Genomic DNA, 13,718 nt, shown 5'->3' with positions numbered 1-13,718 from the left:
CGCAGAGGGTCTGATGTCTGTGAACGTCATAATGCCTGCTGGTGGCTATCTACTGGTTTGCCGATGTCGTCATGAGGGTGATGTCGGGTTGCTGAAGATCAAATAGACGGACCGCCGCTTCGAATGTTTCGAACTTTCCCACCTCGATGGAATCGTCCTGGAGGATGCTGTGACAGGAGACGGCCTGCGGCACGATCTGATCGAAGATCAGTTCCGAGGTGTTCGCCTTCCGTGCGACGCACCCGCCACATTCACCAGCGAGGAGTGGGCGGCACGGCACCCTGATCACAGGTGTCGGCCAACTCCGCAATGCCGTGATACGGCCGAGTTCGCAGTGAATCGTGGGAGCGCTTTCGGTCATTGATCTGACTCGCTGTCAGTCTCGGGATCCTCCTCCACCTCCCCACGGGCGGGGCGGCAACAGTGAGGCTGCGGCCCTGGATCAGGGCCTGTGAGCCGCAGTCTGTCGTCCGCTCATGCCTGAGGAAGCCATGACTCCCACCTCTCACCTCACCGATATCGCCGCCCGCGTGGAGCGGCCGGCCCCATTCCAGCCGGTCGACCGTCCGCTTCTCCCGGACGCCGGTGCTGCGACGGTGGATATCGTCGTGCCTGTCTGCTTCTTCGTCGCCGGGATCTCGGCCTGGTACCTGGTCAAGGGGCGCGCGAAGGGCTTCGCCCGCCGCTCGATGTCGATCGCGCTCGGGATCGCCGCGCTGCTGATGCCTGTTCGGCTCTACCCCGGTGACGGTGTGGCCGGGCATGAACTGCCGTATCAGCTCTCGAAGTTGGAGGCGATCGAGGACAACTGGGGCCAACGGTGACACCGGCTTCGTCCTGTTCTCCGTCCCGGACCAGCAAGCCGCGCGGAACATCGCCGAGCTCGACATCCCCTGCCTCGGCAGCTACATCGCCAAGGACCTCACCTGCGAGACGGCCATGCCCGGGCTGAAGCTCACCCCGGTTGCCGACCGGCCATGGCCGCGACCTTCTGGGGCTTCCGACCTTCAACTGCTTGAGCCACAGTGGCAGCTTCCGGAACGGCACGTAGTCGACGGCGTTCTCGGCGATGCTCCTGCGGCCGGGGCCCTCCGCCCGCAGCGCGGCGTACAGTTCTGACGTCAACTCCCCGTTGAGCCGGGCCCGATGCCTGCCGCGGTGAAGGCGAAGCCGCGTTGACCGAGGTCCGGCACCTGCATCGCCTTGACGATCCGGGGTGACGCCTCGGCCAGAGAGCAGTTGAACGCCAGCCCGATCACGGCGGAGCCCATTGAGCCCTCGCCGCATTCGTCGGCCGTGTCCCACTCGACGGGGTCGTGGAAGCGAAGCATGGAGCATGGAGACCGCGCTCGGGGAGGCCGAGTTCATTGCGTACTTACCCGTCAAGCAGACCCTCCGGTTGGGCGGAGGACAGGCCGTTGATGTGCACCGAGAGCCCGAAAGCGCAACTCATCTCCCTGCCCCGTCTCCCTCGGCTCCCTCGTGTTTGACGCCCGGTCATTTCGCCCACCACCTTGCGAAAGCAATCGAGCATTCCTTCGTCCGGCTTCACGCCCTCCATGATCAGGGGTTGGGGCGACCGTGCAACGACCAACTGAATCCACCGCACGCGCCCCACAGTCTGCGTGAGGAGTTTCCCCGCCGCTCCCCTTCTGTTTGCCAGGTGTGGCTACCTTCGCCTCGCCCGGTCCGGTACAGGAGAGGCCCATCCATGAGCACCCCGATCCACCGCACCTCGACGCGGCAGTCTGCAGCCGTCCTGACGTCGGCCCAGCAGCGTCGGGAAGGGAGCCGGACCGGGAGTACGTCCGCACGCTCGGCGGAGCACGCCCTCCTCGCGATGCAGTCCCGCGCCGGCAACCGGGCCACGACCGCGGCGGTGCAGCGCGCCCGGGACACCGCCCGAGATCCCGCCCGGGACTCCGAGAGAGACAGAGCCGCGGAGAACGGCGGCGCGTCCGCCGGGGCGAAGAAGAACTATCGCGACCGGATCGCCGCGCTCCTCGACAGGTTCAAGAAGAATCTCGAACCCATCGACACCTTCATCAAGGGCTTCCAGACCCCCACAAACGCGGCCTTCACCCAGCAGGCCGCCGTCTCTGCCAATGAGGGCCTCAAGCACTCCACCGCCGCCTCGGGGACCTCCGCGGCGTCGGGGAACCTCCTCACGGAGGCCGCCGGCACCGTGGTCAGTGGCATGGACGCGTACAAGAACATGAAGGACGCCAAGAAGCACGAGACCGGGGCCAACCACCACACGGCGAAGAAGAGGGCCAAGACCAAGGGGGCCGACGCGGTTGTCGGCGCCGCCAATTCGGGAAGCTACAGCGCCGCCATCGCCAAGGAGGTGACCAAGGTCCAGAAGGCGGCGGACGCCGCGGTGGCGTCCGAGGCGAGCGGTATCGCCAGCGCTTCCATCGGCGCGATCAAGGGCATGCGGTCCGCCTTCCGCGTCGGGGGAGCGGCCCGCAAGTACAAGCAGGTCAAGAACCTGGGAGATCCCCACCTCGTCCACGCGGGGTCACTGGCCCGGCTGAACGAGTCGCGGGAGCAGGCCGGCTGGGCCGCGGCGGAGGCCTACGTCGCGCTGGACGCCTACTGGGCCCACGACGGCCCGGAACGGCTGGAGCTCGTCTCCGAGGCCATCGACGCCGCCTGGGAGGCGATGGGTGAAGCCCGTGACGCCGCCGAGAGCCTCCAGCGCGCCGAGAAGGACGTGGAAAAGCTGAGCACGGTGCAGGGGTACGCGAAGAAGAAGCAGCTCACCAAGATGGGCAAGGAGACGGTCAGCGGCGGGGGCGAGTCCACCAAGGCCGCAGCCGGCATCGTGACGGCGGTCGCGGCGGGAACAGTCGGGCTGGCGAGCAACCCGGTCGGCTGGGGCCTCGCCGGGGCCGGGGCCGGCCTCGTCCTCGGCGTCACCATGTACAAGGCGCTCCGCGCCGCCACGAAGCGCTACGAAGAGGTCCACCACCCCGAGCGCTGGGCGCCGAAGGGCGAGACCCCCGCGGAGGCCGCGTCCCGCAAGGAGTCACTGAAGCATGCCCTGAAGTTCTGGAAGAAGGTGTCGAAGGGCGAACGCCAGGCCATGGCGCGCGAGATCTACGCCCTGGCGGCGGGTCCCAACATCTCCGGGAGCGGCAGCACGACGGCCGAGATGCGGGAGTCCGCCAGAGCCCTGCTCATCGCTCTCAAATCAGGCCCCGCCAAGCACAAGCTGGAGCCGGACGCGTGGGTTGAGACCCTCAACGACCCGGCGAAGACCGGCGACTGGATCCAGGAGATAGCGGAACAGCTGGCCTCGGGGTGACCAGCCCCGTTCTACTGGGCCGTCGACAGGGGCGCCACGAACGACGACCAGGCGGCGGGGCTGAGCGTGAGTCGGGGCGGCGGCGTTCTTGGGAAGGCAATGATGGTGAGGCTGAACCGGATGCGTCGATCTCCGTGTTCGCTCGCGGTACGCAGAGCCGGCTCCTGGACTGTGTGGACAGCGCCAACGCCAAGTTCAGCTTGCCCGGCCCGCTGAGCTTCGTGAACTGCATTGCGAATGCTCCGACGGCGGTGTGGCGGTGGTGGAACCCCGGCACGAAGCGGATCACCTACCGGATGAAACTGCGGGACGGCACCACCAAGGTCCTGTACCTCGGACGCAGCTACGACACGCCCGTCCTGATGGAAGGAAGCTCCAGCGCGAGCGCCTGGGAAGCAATGCCCGTATCCGACTGAGTGTGACTGAGCGCGCGGGCTGGCTGTGACCGCGCCTGCGTGACGACTACGCCGGAAGCGGACAACGCAATACGTCGTCTGACTGGGGCGTCACGAAGACGCGGCCACAACCTGCCAATTGGCCGGTCTGGCCAGGCGGCATGCTCAGCTGACTGATCCTCCGCAGCGATGGCTGAGCACCTCTGGGGGGCTGGCGCCGTGTCATTCACGGACGATGACGGTCCGGTCGTGGTGGAAGGTGGCCTGCCTGGTGCGCGCTCCGTTCCAGGCGTTGCCGGTTCCGTTGTAGAGGGTGGTCTCCAGGGACCAGCGCAGGTTGCCCGCGCAACAGTCGTCGAGGGGGTCGAGGTAGGCGCGCAAGCCGGGGTCGGGGTATCTGCGGCGGAGCCGTTCGCCGAGGTCGGCGCGGTCCTGGTCCGCCTGGCGGATGCGATCGCAGATGAGGTCGACGGCGCGCTGGATGGTGGGGAGATCCGGCTCAATCTTTTGGACAGGTGTAGACAGGTCCGAAGGTCGGAGTCTAGGTTCCAGACATGCCTGGACAGGTTTACAAGCATCATCGTGTCGCTCATGTGCTGGCGGAGGAGATCCGTGCGGGCGTGCATGCCGACGGCAGCAAGCTCCCCGGCGAACACGCACTGCGAGAGCGGTTCGGGGTGAGCCGGACGACGGTACGGCAGGCCCTCGGTGTGCTTGGCGAGCAAGGGCTCATCGAGACGCATGCCGGCATCGGGTCGATCGTCACCTTTGACGGCGCTCCCCTCGACCAACAGCTCGGCTGGACCCGTGCACTCGCCGCGCAGGGCACCGAACTGACGACCGAGACCCTACGTTTCGAGCGGATACGGGACGATGCTCTCGCCGACGAACTGGGCCTGGGGTCAACTGAGTTCATCGCCCTCGACCGTGTCCGTCGGCTGGTCGACGGACACGGCGTCTCGCTGGAGTTCAGCCGCGTGCCCGCTGTCGGGAGCCTCGCCGACCTGCCTGAGCGCGGACTGGACGACGGCTCCCTGAGCCGCACCCTCGCGGCGGTGGGCCGCGTCCCCGACTCCGGTGAGGCGCACATCGCCGTCGCCGGACTCGACACGGACGAGGCCGCGATCCTGCACCGCTCGCCCGGCGAGTCCTTCCTCCGCGTCTCCCAGGTGTTCTGGGGCGCGGACGGGGACGTCGTCGAAAAGGTCACCAGCCTGCTCGATCCGTCCCGGTTCCAACTGCACGTACGGACTGGCCGAGGAGCCCAGCTGTGACCTCCACACCCGATCCCGCCCTGCTCGACCGCGCCCTCGGTGCCTTTTACGGGCTCGCGCTGGGCGACGCCCTCGGGATGCCGACACAGGTCATGTCCCGCGCCGATGTCGTGCGGGTCTACGGCACGCTGAGCGGCTTCGAGCCCGCGCGGTCCGACAACCCGGTGAGCGCCGGAATGCCGGCCGGATCCGTCACGGACGACACCGACCAGGCGGTGATCGTGGCTCGGCTCCTGGTCGAGGGCGACGGGCATGTCGATCCCAGGCGATTCGCCGAGGAACTCCTGTCCTGGGAGAAGGAGATGAAGGCCAAGGGGTCGTTCGACCTGCTCGGGCCGTCGACGAAAGCGGCGCTGGACGCGGTGACACGTGGCGTCGACCTCAAGGAGGCGGGCAAGCACGGCACGACGAACGGCGCAGCGATGCGGGTGGCGCCGGTCGGTATCGCGTTCGACACCGGCGACACGGAACGCTTCCTGGGCCGGGTCGTCGAGTCCTGCCAGGTCACGCATGACACGACCGTCGGGATCGCGGGAGCGTCGGCCGTCGCCGCGGCCGTCTCCACAGGCATTGCCGGTGGTTCACTCGACGATGTCTTCGAGGCCGCGATCACGGTGTCGGCGGCCGGCGCCCGGCGCGGGCACTGGACCGCGGGCGCCAGCATCTCGGCGCGTATCGCCTGGGCACGCGAACTGGTGGCCGGCCTGGACACAGCAGTGGCGCTCGACCGGATCGATGCCCTCATCGGCACCAGCGTCGCCAGCCAGGAGTCGGTCCCGGCCGCGTTCGCGGTACTGGCGCTCACCGACGGCGACCCGTGGCGCTCCGCACTGCTGGCCGCGAATCTCGGTGGTGACAGCGACACCATCGCTGCCATCGCGGGTGGGATCGCGGGGGCCGTGGCGGGGTTCAGTGCCCTGCCCGGCGAAGCCGTACGCACTCTGCAAGAGGTCAACGATCTCGAACTGGAATCTCTGACCCGGCAGTTGCTCACCTACCGCACGCGCTGAACCCTTCCCCCCATTTCCCTCTGTACCGAGCACAGGCAAGGAGGTCCCGCGATGGCTGCTTCAACGAAGAACGACCGCGTCGGCACCGTGGAGACCCGTGGGATCGAACCGGTCCCCGACAGCGAGCGGCACGGTCACGCGAGCCAGATGTTCTGGACGTGGTTCGCCGCCAACATCTCGATCCTGGGTCTGCCGCTCGGCGCGACCCTCGTCGCTTTCCGCGGCCTGAACATCTGGCAGGCCGTCCTCGTCGCGGTCGGCGGTTCGGTGGGCTCGTTCGCGCTGGTGGGAGCGTTGAGCATTGCGGGCAAGAAGGGCGGGGCCCCGGCCCTGACGTTGTCACGTGCGGTGTTCGGGCAGCGCGGCAACCACGGGCCGACCCTGGTGACCTGGATGAGCCGGGTCGGCTGGGAGACGATCACCACGACCACGGCGGCGTACGCGCTGCTCGCCCTGCTCAACACGGTCTTCGGGGTCGGCCGGGGCACCGTCCTCACACTGCTCTGCCTGCTGGTCTTCATCGCCTGCACGCTGATGATCAGCGGGCTCGGCCACGCCACCATCATGTGGATCAACAAGTGGGCGACAGTGGTCTTCGGAGTCCTGAACCTCGCTGTGATGGGCTTCCTCGTGGCGACCGTCGACTGGTCGAAAGTGCTCGACATCCCGGCCGGCCCGGTCAGCGGCGTCATCGCAGGCATCGGCTTCATAGCGGCCGGCACCGGCATCGGATGGGCCAACGCCGGTGCGGACTACGCCCGTTACCTGCCGAGGGCGATCCCGGGCATGCGGCTCGTGCGCGCCTCGGCGTTCGGGGCCGGTATTCCACTCGTGCTGCTGATCTCCCTGGGCTCACTCCTCACGGCCGGTGATCCGACGCTCGCCACCTCCGCCGATCCGGTCGCGGCGATCAACGCGATGCTGCCGTCCTGGATGGCGGTTCCGTATCTGATCGCGGCGTTCGGCGGACTGCTGATGTCCAATCACCTCTCCACCTACTCGGCCGGATTGACGATGATCACGCTCGGGATTCGTGTGCCGCGTGCCTGGGCGGTCGTTCTGGATGTCGTCCTGATGTTCCTCGGTGGCATCTACTTCATGCTCGTTGCGGACGACTTCTACGGTCCGTTCAGCACCTTCCTGACTCTGCTCGCCGTGCCCATCTCCGCCTGGATCGGTGTCATCGCCGTCGACATGCTCCGAGGCCGTCACTACGACCCCGCCGGTCTGATGGACAAGGGACGCGGCGGCCGCTACTGGTACACCGGCGGGTTCCATCTGCCCGCCGTCTTCGCGTGGCTGGCCGCGATCGCAGCCGGGCTGCTCTTCACCAAGGCCGCGACCGGCGCGGACGATGTGTGGTTCGCCGGGCCATTGGCCGATTCCTGGCTCGGTACGAACGGCCTGGGGTGGCTCATCGCGATCGTCACAGCCGGTGCGGCCTACACGCTGCTCGGACGGCGTCCACCCGTGACCGCCGACTCCGCCACCGGTTCCACCACGCTTGAGGAGGCCACTCGATGAACAACGACTACCGCGTCGTCCTCGCGGGGAACGTCATCGTCGACCTGGTCATCGACGTGCCCACTCTGCCCGAGCGCGGTGGCGATGTCATCGGAACCCGCACCGAGATGTACGCGGGTGGAGGCTTCAATACACTCACCGCGGCCCGTCGGCTGGGCGCCGAAGCCGTGTACGCGGGGCTCCATGGCACCGGCCCCTATGGGGAGTTGGTGCGTGCCGCGCTCGCGGCGGAGGGTATCGGGTTGGTACTTCCGGAGCGCTCCGACGGCGACACCGGATTCTGCGTGGCTCTGGTCGACGGAGGAGGCGAGAGGACCTTCGTCACGAGCTTCGGGGTCGACGCACGCATGACATCCGACGAGGCGGAGACGATCGCCGCGTCCGTGCGCGGCGGCGACCTGGTGCAGGTGTCCGGCTACAGCCTGGTGATGCAGGTGAACGGCCCTCTGCTGTCCCGCACGGTCGCAAGCCTCGCGGAAGACGTACGAGTCTGCCTGGACCCCGCGCCGCTTGTGGCGGACATCCTGGCCGAGGTCCTGGACCCGGTCCTGGCCCGGACCGACTGGTTGAGCTGCAACGCACGGGAGGCCCAGCTCATGACGGGGATCGCCGAGCCGCGGGAAGCCGCGCACGTGCTGCGCCGGCGTCTCCGGAGCGGGGCCGGGGTCGTCGTACGGGCTGACAAGGACGGATGCTGGCTGGCGGCACCGGGCTCTCATGACATCGTGCACGTCCCCGGGTTTCCCGTGGACGCGGTCGACAGCAATGGGGCCGGCGACGCACATGTCGGCGCGTTCCTGGCACTGCTGGGACGCGGAGCATCCGCCTACGATGCGGCGCGCGGGGCCAACGCGGCGGCCGCTTTGGCGGTGACACGGCGGGGTCCTGCGACCGGGCCGACCTCGGACGAACTGGCTGCGCTGCTGGGCGAGGAGAGGTCGAGTGCGTTGGGATTGAGCTGACGGTCTCAGGCTTTGACCTGAGACGGGACACGGCATGCCGCTGACTCTGAGAAGACTCGGACGCCGGCCTTCGAGACCAGTGGGCTCGCCGCTCCCGTTGCCTGCTGCATCTGGGAAGCCGCCGGCCCGCCCTTCGCACTCGGCCGGGTGGGGCGCTTGAGCCCGGGCGACCGGATGGCTGGTGTCCGGCTGCGCCCCGCCCGCGGTTTACGTCGTGCCGTTCCTGAAGTACCGCGCCAACCCGAGGACTTCCCACAGTGCCATGTCGATCGCGGCCTTCGCGGTCGGGTTGCCCACGGTCCGGTCCAGTCGCGCGACGAGGGACTCCTGAGTCCCACCGTAGGTGTACGAAGCCGAATGGGTCGTGCTCGACATCGTCCACCAGGCCGTCGCGCTGCTCGCCACCGTCAACGACGACCCGGCCCACCTGTTCGGCCACAAGGGCATGACCAGCAACAGCCTCGTCCTGTGCGGCCCGGTCAACAGGAGCCTGAACGACTTCCGTGACCACCTCAACGAGCTGTTCAGCACCTGGGACGCCCCCTGCGTGCCGCTCCACACGGCCGCACTGGCGCCGGATTGCGACACGCCCGCTCACGATGAACCGGAGGGTGAGGCAGGGGAGGAGGAGCCCATGCCGTGTCGGTTGAGTACCCGGCAGGTCCGCCGCCCCCTCGCCTGGCACATCGCGCACCAGTTGGTGGGCATCGTCGCGGGCGCCCGGCAGGACCAGGACGGCACGGGCTGGGACGTGGTGCAGCAGTGTCGGCACAAGTACGGCATGCCATCTGACAAGACCCACCTGATTCCTCCGTTTGACGCATGCCGATAACGGCATATGATGGCGCCATGGCACGAGCAGCGACGACGTCGGACGTCTTCAACGCGATCGCCGAGCCGCAGCGCCGGGAGATCCTGGTACTGCTGCGGGCGGGTGAGCGGCCGGTGACCGAGGTGGCCCAGGAGCTGGGGATGACCCAGCCGGGGGCGTCCAAACACCTGCGGGTGCTCCGGGAGGTCGGGCTGGTGCGGGACCGCAAGGCAGGCAAGCAGCGCCTGTATGGCCTGGACGCCCGCGGGCTGCGACCGGTCCACGAGTGGACCGGAGGGTTCGAGCGGTTCTGGAACGAGAGCTTCGACCGGCTGGACGAGTACGTGCAGGACCTCAAGCAGGCAACGCAGGAGGAGTGACCGATGGCAGCGACAGGACGGGGCGCGTCGGCGCAGTCAGCGACGGCCGACCGCGAGATCGTGATCTCCCGGGTCATCAATGCCACACGGGAGCTGGTGTTCGAGGCGTTCACCGAAGTCCGGCACCTGTCGCGATGGTGGGGACCGGAGGGGTTCACCACCACCACGCGGTCGTTCGAGTTCCGTGTCGGCGGGGAGTGGGACTTCGTGATGCACGGACCGGACGGGACGGACTACCAGGAGTGGATTTCCTGGACCGGGATCGCCCCGCCGGAGCGGATCGAGCTATTGCACGGTGAGTCCCGCGACGACCCGAACGCCTTCGAGACGCCTTCGAGTCGGTCCTCACCTTCGCTCCCGACGGAGCGGCGACCCGGATCGAGATGCGCACGGTGTTCCCCACCAAGGAGCTGCGCGACGAGGCGGTCGAGAAGTACCACGCGATCGAGGGTGGCCGACAGACCCTGAGCAACCTGGCTGCCTACGTCACCGAGATCGTTCGGAAGGGAGTTGAGGGCTAGATGGCCGGGAAGGTGTTCTTCAGCGTGACGATGTCGCTGGACGGGTTCATCGCGCCCGAGGAGCGCATGGACGACCCGGATCGCTGGATGGCGCAGTGGATGGAACTGCAGCAGTGGGCATTCCCGCAGCGGTTCATCCGGGAGAACCTGAAGCTCGGCGAGGGCGGCGATGAAGGGCGCGACAACGACATCGCGCGGGAGACGTTCGAGCGCACCGGCGCGAGCGTCATGGGCAAGCGCATGTTCGACCTCGGCGAACAGGCGTGGCCGGAGGAGGCACCGTTCCACACGCCGGTCTTCGTCGTGACGCACGAGAAGCGTGACCCCTGGGAGCGGCCGGGTGGGACCACCTTCCACTTCGTCAACGACGGCATCGAGATCGCACTCGACCAGGCCCGCGAGGGTGCCCGCGACCGGGACGTCCGCATCGCGGGCGGCGGCGCAACGATCCTGGAGTACGTGAACGCCGGCTTGATCGACGAGTTCTCGATCACGCTCTCACCCGTGCTGATCGGCTCCGGAATCCGCCTGTTCGAGGGCGTGGACGCGGGCCGCGTGGCCCTGGAGCCGGTCCGCGCGGAGCCGACACCGCGGGTGACTCACCTGACCTACGCAGTCCGGGAGCGGTAACTGTCGCGAACTCAGCGTTCCCCGACGAGGTCGGCAGCGCGGTGAGATCCTCGACGCTCTGAGCGTCAGGAAGGGTGAGCGTTCGGGCCGCGATCTCGGCCGCGCTCTCCTCCGGGAGGGGCCTCACGGCGTTGTCGTGGAATGACCGCCGGCGCTACAGGCACCGGGACCGTGCGCACCGTCTAAAGCGAGGCGCTGCCCGTCGGGCAGCCGCTGGACGTCACGATCCCGGTACTCGAACGCTCCCCAGCAACAACCGGTCCGTAGGGGAACGCCCTCAACAAGGGATTTGGGCCTCCTGGATCTCGGTCGGCTTCGCAACCCCGAGCGACCAAGAGGCCCTGCCTGCATGCCCAGCAGCCAGCGGCATCCACCCGATCGAGACTTCCGTTCGACGCGCAACCCTCAAGATCGGAACGACGAGAGCTACCCACAACTCACCCCACCCGGGCGGCCCTTCTCATGTCATGGGCCGATCACGGGCACCGCTGTCTCCAGGGCCGCTACGACAGCGTCGGCCAGACCAAAGCCTGGGCGATGATGACGTTCTCACCATTGAAGGTGATGGCCGGGCCTTTGTGCAGTTCATAGCCAAGGCCAATCGCCTCACTCACACGTTGGCAGAACGCGGCGTCGTCCGGGCCGGTCAGGACTCGGTAGATCGGCAATCCGTCTGGTGGTGTGTTCATAAGGAAAAGGATCTCAGGCCCGTCATTCGAGTGCCGGGCCGGCATGTCCCGAAATCAATCGTTCCCAAGGTCGTTACTGGAAGGCGGCGATGTTGCGTCGGGCCCAGTCGGCGAAGGTGCGGGGCGCTCGGCCGAGGACCTGCTCGACGTCGGGGCTGATCCGCTGCTCGGCTGGGTTGGGCTCGCCGATGGCATCGAGGGTGGTCTCGACCACGGGCTCGGGCATGAACCGCAGCATCTGCGCGCGGGCCTCCTCGCGGGTCTGCTCGATGAACCGGACCGGCTCGCCGAGCGCTTCGCCGAGTGCCTGGGCTCCTTGCCGGGGTGTGGTGAGGACGGGCCCGGTCAGTTCGTAGACCTGTCCTGTGTGGCCGTCCTCGTGCAGGGCTGCGGCGGCGACCTCCGCGATGTCGGCCGGGTCGATGGTCGGCAGACCGACGTCACCGAACGGCGCGGCGACCGTGCGATGCGCACGGACCGTCTCCGCCCAGGCGTACGCGTTGGAGTTGAAGGCACCAGGCCGCAGGATCGTCCAGTCCATGTCCGACTGCCGCACGGCGTCCTCGATGGCTCGCATCATGCCTCCGTGGGAGGCCGACTGCGGCCGGGTGGCGACTCCAATGGAGGACAGCAACACAATGCGGTCGACTCCGCCGGCTTTCGCGGTGTCGAGGATGTCCTGTGGGCTCAACAGATGGGCACTGGCACCGCCGTCGTGCAGGAACAGCGCGTCAGCGCCGTCAAGAACGGGCCGAAGGCTCTCCGGGTCGGTCAGGTCGGCCTGCCGGTGTCGCACGCCGTCCGGCACAGCCGCGTCCGAGACCCCTCGGGACACCGCGGTCACCTGCTCGCCGGCTGCCGCAAGTGCCTGCACGAGCGGCCGGCCCACGTTGCCGGTCGCCCCCGTCACTACGATCATGAACAACTCCCCTGTCACTTCATCCTGGTGGCGCGCCCGAGCGGGCGAGAACGTCGTGGCTCGGAACAACCTCGCCGCGACCCGGTGAAGCTAACACCGCCGGTATAGTAGGTACCTACAGGAAAGTGACTATCTATAGGGGGAGTCCGCATGGCCGGCGACGAGACCTGGATGGCATCCGCACTGGCAGACCCCGAACTGGCCTGTCCGATCGGCCCGGTCGTGGACATCGTGTTCAGCCGGTGGACCACACCGATCCTGTGGACCCTCAACATGCACGGTCGGCAACGGTTCGTTGAACTGGAACGCCGGATCACCGCGATCACACCGAAGGTGTTGACTCAGCGGCTTCGTCAGCTGGAACGCGACGGCCTCGTCGTGCGCACCTACCACCCAGAGGTCCCCCCTCGGGTCGAGTACGAGATCAACGAGCTCGGCCGAAGCCTCGCCCCGCTCTTCGCCCACCTCGCTGAATGGGCCACCAGCAACCTCGACAAAGTCGAGCTGGCCCGGCACGACTATGACGCCAGGCCCTGAACATCGGTCATCCGCTGATCGCTTCACAGCTGACAGCGACTCGATACGGATTTCCAGGAGGCGGCGCGCCGAGTCCGCATGGCGGATGGTGGTCTCTCATCCAGGCTGATGAACTCGGCGAAGCGGAACGGGTCGTGACCGGACCAGGGCTTCTTCGAGCCGGCGGCCGACCGTCCCGCCGAAGCTGTCGTCGGTAGTCCAGCTGTCGGAGTACTGAGTCACGTGCCCATTCAGGTGCGGAGTGACGTGCTCAGCGGCTGAGGCACCTGCCCGGAGCGATCGAGTTCAAGAAGCGGTGGTGCGGTAGCCGATCCCGCAGCGTGTGGACCAGGAGCCGGCGGGACGGAGCCGTTCACCGCTCGCTCGAGTGACGACTGGATTACCGCCCTCGAAGCCAATCCGGGCGCCGGCTGACAAGAACAGCGGGCTGTCCGGATCGAAGGTGTATCCGTCGTCGGTCTCGAGTTGGTCCACGAGCACCAAACGCGAGGCGGGCGTGGTCCCATCGGCGACAGCTCGCATGCCCGGAGGATCTCACGCTGCGGTCTCACCACGACGGGATGGTTCAGGCGACGTCGGATTCCCCATCGATGGCTCGGGTGGTTCGCGCCGGCCTCAATAGGGCGACTGTCCGACGTGCCTTGGTTATCGCAACACCCATCAGGGGCAGGTGTTGCGGCCACCTCTAGAACCCAAGCCGGAAAAGTGGGGTCATTTCAGGACTGTTAGCACCATGCCCGGCCGAACAGGCCGGGC

The 13,718-nt window shown here is 67.7% G+C and carries 18 protein-coding genes and 2 pseudogenes; 14 read left to right on the top strand and 6 right to left on the bottom strand.

Annotated features, from left to right (window positions below):
* Positions 1-49: 49 nt before the first annotated feature.
* Positions 50-361, bottom strand: coding sequence for a hypothetical protein (locus QF035_RS03015; protein WP_307517942.1), 312 nt, complete (start codon positions 359-361; stop codon positions 50-52).
* Between the two features lie 115 nt (positions 362-476).
* Between QF035_RS03015 and QF035_RS03010 the strand changes: the two genes are divergently transcribed.
* A complete protein-coding gene (locus QF035_RS03010) occupies positions 477-824 on the top strand; it encodes a cytochrome ubiquinol oxidase subunit I (RefSeq protein WP_307517941.1) in 348 nt (115 codons plus the stop codon).
* Positions 825-1,121: 297 nt separating this feature from the next.
* On the opposite strand, the gene QF035_RS03005 is transcribed toward QF035_RS03010, so the two are convergent.
* Complete coding sequence (locus tag QF035_RS03005) at positions 1,122-1,331, bottom strand: hypothetical protein (protein ID WP_307517940.1); 210 nt, start codon at positions 1,329-1,331, stop codon at positions 1,122-1,124.
* 380 nt (positions 1,332-1,711) lie between these two features.
* Between QF035_RS03005 and QF035_RS03000 the strand changes: the two genes are divergently transcribed.
* Complete coding sequence (locus tag QF035_RS03000) at positions 1,712-3,310, top strand: hypothetical protein (RefSeq protein WP_307517939.1); 1,599 nt, start codon at positions 1,712-1,714, stop codon at positions 3,308-3,310.
* A 173-nt stretch (positions 3,311-3,483) separates the two neighbouring features.
* Positions 3,484-3,726, top strand: coding sequence for a hypothetical protein (locus QF035_RS02995; protein WP_307517937.1), 243 nt, complete (start codon positions 3,484-3,486; stop codon positions 3,724-3,726).
* A gap of 201 nt (positions 3,727-3,927) precedes the next feature.
* On the opposite strand, the gene QF035_RS02990 is transcribed toward QF035_RS02995, so the two are convergent.
* Positions 3,928-4,086, bottom strand: coding sequence for a hypothetical protein (locus tag QF035_RS02990; RefSeq protein ID WP_307517936.1), 159 nt, complete (start codon positions 4,084-4,086; stop codon positions 3,928-3,930).
* 173 nt (positions 4,087-4,259) lie between these two features.
* On the opposite strand from QF035_RS02990, the gene QF035_RS02985 reads away from it, so the two are divergent.
* The 5 genes and pseudogenes from QF035_RS02985 to QF035_RS56205 all read left to right on the top strand — a co-directional run.
* On the top strand, positions 4,260-4,979 hold the full coding sequence (locus tag QF035_RS02985; protein WP_307517935.1) for a GntR family transcriptional regulator: 720 nt from the start codon (positions 4,260-4,262) through the stop codon (positions 4,977-4,979).
* The gene (locus QF035_RS02980; protein WP_307517934.1) at positions 4,976-5,989 is read left to right on the top strand and encodes an ADP-ribosylglycohydrolase family protein; all 1,014 of its coding nucleotides are present in this window, start codon (positions 4,976-4,978) and stop codon (positions 5,987-5,989) included. Before QF035_RS02985 ends, QF035_RS02980 begins: the two co-directional genes overlap by 4 nt.
* A 51-nt stretch (positions 5,990-6,040) precedes the next feature.
* Positions 6,041-7,513 (top strand): purine-cytosine permease family protein, encoded by a 1,473-nt coding sequence (locus tag QF035_RS02975; protein ID WP_307517932.1) that lies wholly within the window; start codon positions 6,041-6,043, stop codon positions 7,511-7,513.
* Positions 7,510-8,475, top strand: a complete 966-nt coding sequence (locus QF035_RS02970) for a PfkB family carbohydrate kinase (RefSeq protein ID WP_307517930.1) — start codon at positions 7,510-7,512, stop codon at positions 8,473-8,475. Before QF035_RS02975 ends, QF035_RS02970 begins: the two co-directional genes overlap by 4 nt.
* Before the next feature lie 132 nt (positions 8,476-8,607).
* Positions 8,608-8,719: pseudogene (locus tag QF035_RS56205) on the top strand (CbtA family protein); the annotation flags it as partial.
* On the opposite strand, the gene QF035_RS02965 reads toward QF035_RS56205, so the two are convergent.
* Positions 8,683-8,850 (bottom strand): hypothetical protein, encoded by a 168-nt coding sequence (locus QF035_RS02965; protein WP_307517929.1) that lies wholly within the window; start codon positions 8,848-8,850, stop codon positions 8,683-8,685. The pseudogene QF035_RS56205 and the gene QF035_RS02965 overlap by 37 nt on opposite strands.
* Between QF035_RS02965 and QF035_RS02960 the strand changes: the two genes are divergently transcribed.
* From QF035_RS02960 to QF035_RS02940, 5 genes and pseudogenes are all read left to right on the top strand, one after another.
* Entirely contained in the window at positions 8,840-9,307 is a 468-nt protein-coding gene (locus QF035_RS02960) for a hypothetical protein (protein WP_307517928.1), read from the top strand. The genes QF035_RS02965 and QF035_RS02960 overlap by 11 nt on opposite strands.
* Before the next feature lie 17 nt (positions 9,308-9,324).
* The gene (locus QF035_RS02955; protein WP_307517927.1) at positions 9,325-9,666 is read left to right on the top strand and encodes an ArsR/SmtB family transcription factor; all 342 of its coding nucleotides are present in this window, start codon (positions 9,325-9,327) and stop codon (positions 9,664-9,666) included.
* Positions 9,667-9,669: 3 nt separating this feature from the next.
* Positions 9,670-9,924 (top strand): annotated as a pseudogene (locus tag QF035_RS02950) (SRPBCC domain-containing protein); the annotation flags it as partial.
* Between the two features lie 125 nt (positions 9,925-10,049).
* The gene (locus tag QF035_RS02945; protein ID WP_307532038.1) at positions 10,050-10,187 is read left to right on the top strand and encodes a hypothetical protein; all 138 of its coding nucleotides are present in this window, start codon (positions 10,050-10,052) and stop codon (positions 10,185-10,187) included.
* Positions 10,188-10,817 carry a dihydrofolate reductase family protein gene (locus QF035_RS02940; RefSeq protein ID WP_307517926.1) on the top strand — a complete coding sequence of 210 codons (630 nt, stop codon included), beginning with the start codon at positions 10,188-10,190 and terminating at the stop codon, positions 10,815-10,817.
* 503 nt (positions 10,818-11,320) lie between these two features.
* Here QF035_RS02940 and QF035_RS02935 read toward each other — a convergent pair.
* A complete protein-coding gene (locus QF035_RS02935) occupies positions 11,321-11,506 on the bottom strand; it encodes a DUF1737 domain-containing protein (protein ID WP_307517925.1) in 186 nt (61 codons plus the stop codon).
* Between the two features lie 73 nt (positions 11,507-11,579).
* A complete protein-coding gene (locus tag QF035_RS02930) occupies positions 11,580-12,425 on the bottom strand; it encodes an NAD(P)H-binding protein (RefSeq protein WP_307517924.1) in 846 nt (281 codons plus the stop codon).
* Positions 12,426-12,575: 150 nt separating this feature from the next.
* Here QF035_RS02930 and QF035_RS02925 point away from each other — a divergent pair, with 150 nt between their 5' ends.
* Positions 12,576-12,962 carry a winged helix-turn-helix transcriptional regulator gene (locus QF035_RS02925; RefSeq protein WP_307517923.1) on the top strand — a complete coding sequence of 129 codons (387 nt, stop codon included), beginning with the start codon at positions 12,576-12,578 and terminating at the stop codon, positions 12,960-12,962.
* The last annotated feature ends 756 nt before the right edge of the window (positions 12,963-13,718 follow it).

Origin of the sequence: Streptomyces umbrinus (assembly GCF_030817415.1) — a bacterium.
Classification (GTDB): domain Bacteria; phylum Actinomycetota; class Actinomycetes; order Streptomycetales; family Streptomycetaceae; genus Streptomyces; species Streptomyces umbrinus_A.
Note: the sequence above shows the minus strand (reverse complement) of the source record. Positions and strands in the feature narration are given on the sequence as shown.

Bases quoted from the DNA above. Each gene is read 5' to 3' on its own strand.
- QF035_RS03015 (WP_307517942.1), bottom strand. From the start codon at position 361: ATGACCGAAAGCGCTCCCACGATTCACTGCGAACTCGGCCGTATCACG.
- QF035_RS03010 (WP_307517941.1), top strand. From the start codon at position 477: ATGCCTGAGGAAGCCATGACTCCCACCTCTCACCTCACCGATATCGCC.
- QF035_RS03005 (WP_307517940.1), bottom strand. From the start codon at position 1,331: ATGCTTCGCTTCCACGACCCCGTCGAGTGGGACACGGCCGACGAATGC.
- QF035_RS03000 (WP_307517939.1), top strand. From the start codon at position 1,712: ATGAGCACCCCGATCCACCGCACCTCGACGCGGCAGTCTGCAGCCGTC.
- QF035_RS02985 (WP_307517935.1), top strand. From the start codon at position 4,260: ATGCCTGGACAGGTTTACAAGCATCATCGTGTCGCTCATGTGCTGGCG.
- QF035_RS02975 (WP_307517932.1), top strand. From the start codon at position 6,041: ATGGCTGCTTCAACGAAGAACGACCGCGTCGGCACCGTGGAGACCCGT.
- QF035_RS02970 (WP_307517930.1), top strand. From the start codon at position 7,510: ATGAACAACGACTACCGCGTCGTCCTCGCGGGGAACGTCATCGTCGAC.
- QF035_RS02965 (WP_307517929.1), bottom strand. From the start codon at position 8,850: ATGTCGAGCACGACCCATTCGGCTTCGTACACCTACGGTGGGACTCAG.
- QF035_RS02955 (WP_307517927.1), top strand. From the start codon at position 9,325: ATGGCACGAGCAGCGACGACGTCGGACGTCTTCAACGCGATCGCCGAG.
- QF035_RS02945 (WP_307532038.1), top strand. From the start codon at position 10,050: ATGCGCACGGTGTTCCCCACCAAGGAGCTGCGCGACGAGGCGGTCGAG.
- QF035_RS02940 (WP_307517926.1), top strand. From the start codon at position 10,188: ATGGCCGGGAAGGTGTTCTTCAGCGTGACGATGTCGCTGGACGGGTTC.
- QF035_RS02935 (WP_307517925.1), bottom strand. From the start codon at position 11,506: ATGAACACACCACCAGACGGATTGCCGATCTACCGAGTCCTGACCGGC.
- QF035_RS02930 (WP_307517924.1), bottom strand. From the start codon at position 12,425: ATGATCGTAGTGACGGGGGCGACCGGCAACGTGGGCCGGCCGCTCGTG.
- QF035_RS02925 (WP_307517923.1), top strand. From the start codon at position 12,576: ATGGCCGGCGACGAGACCTGGATGGCATCCGCACTGGCAGACCCCGAA.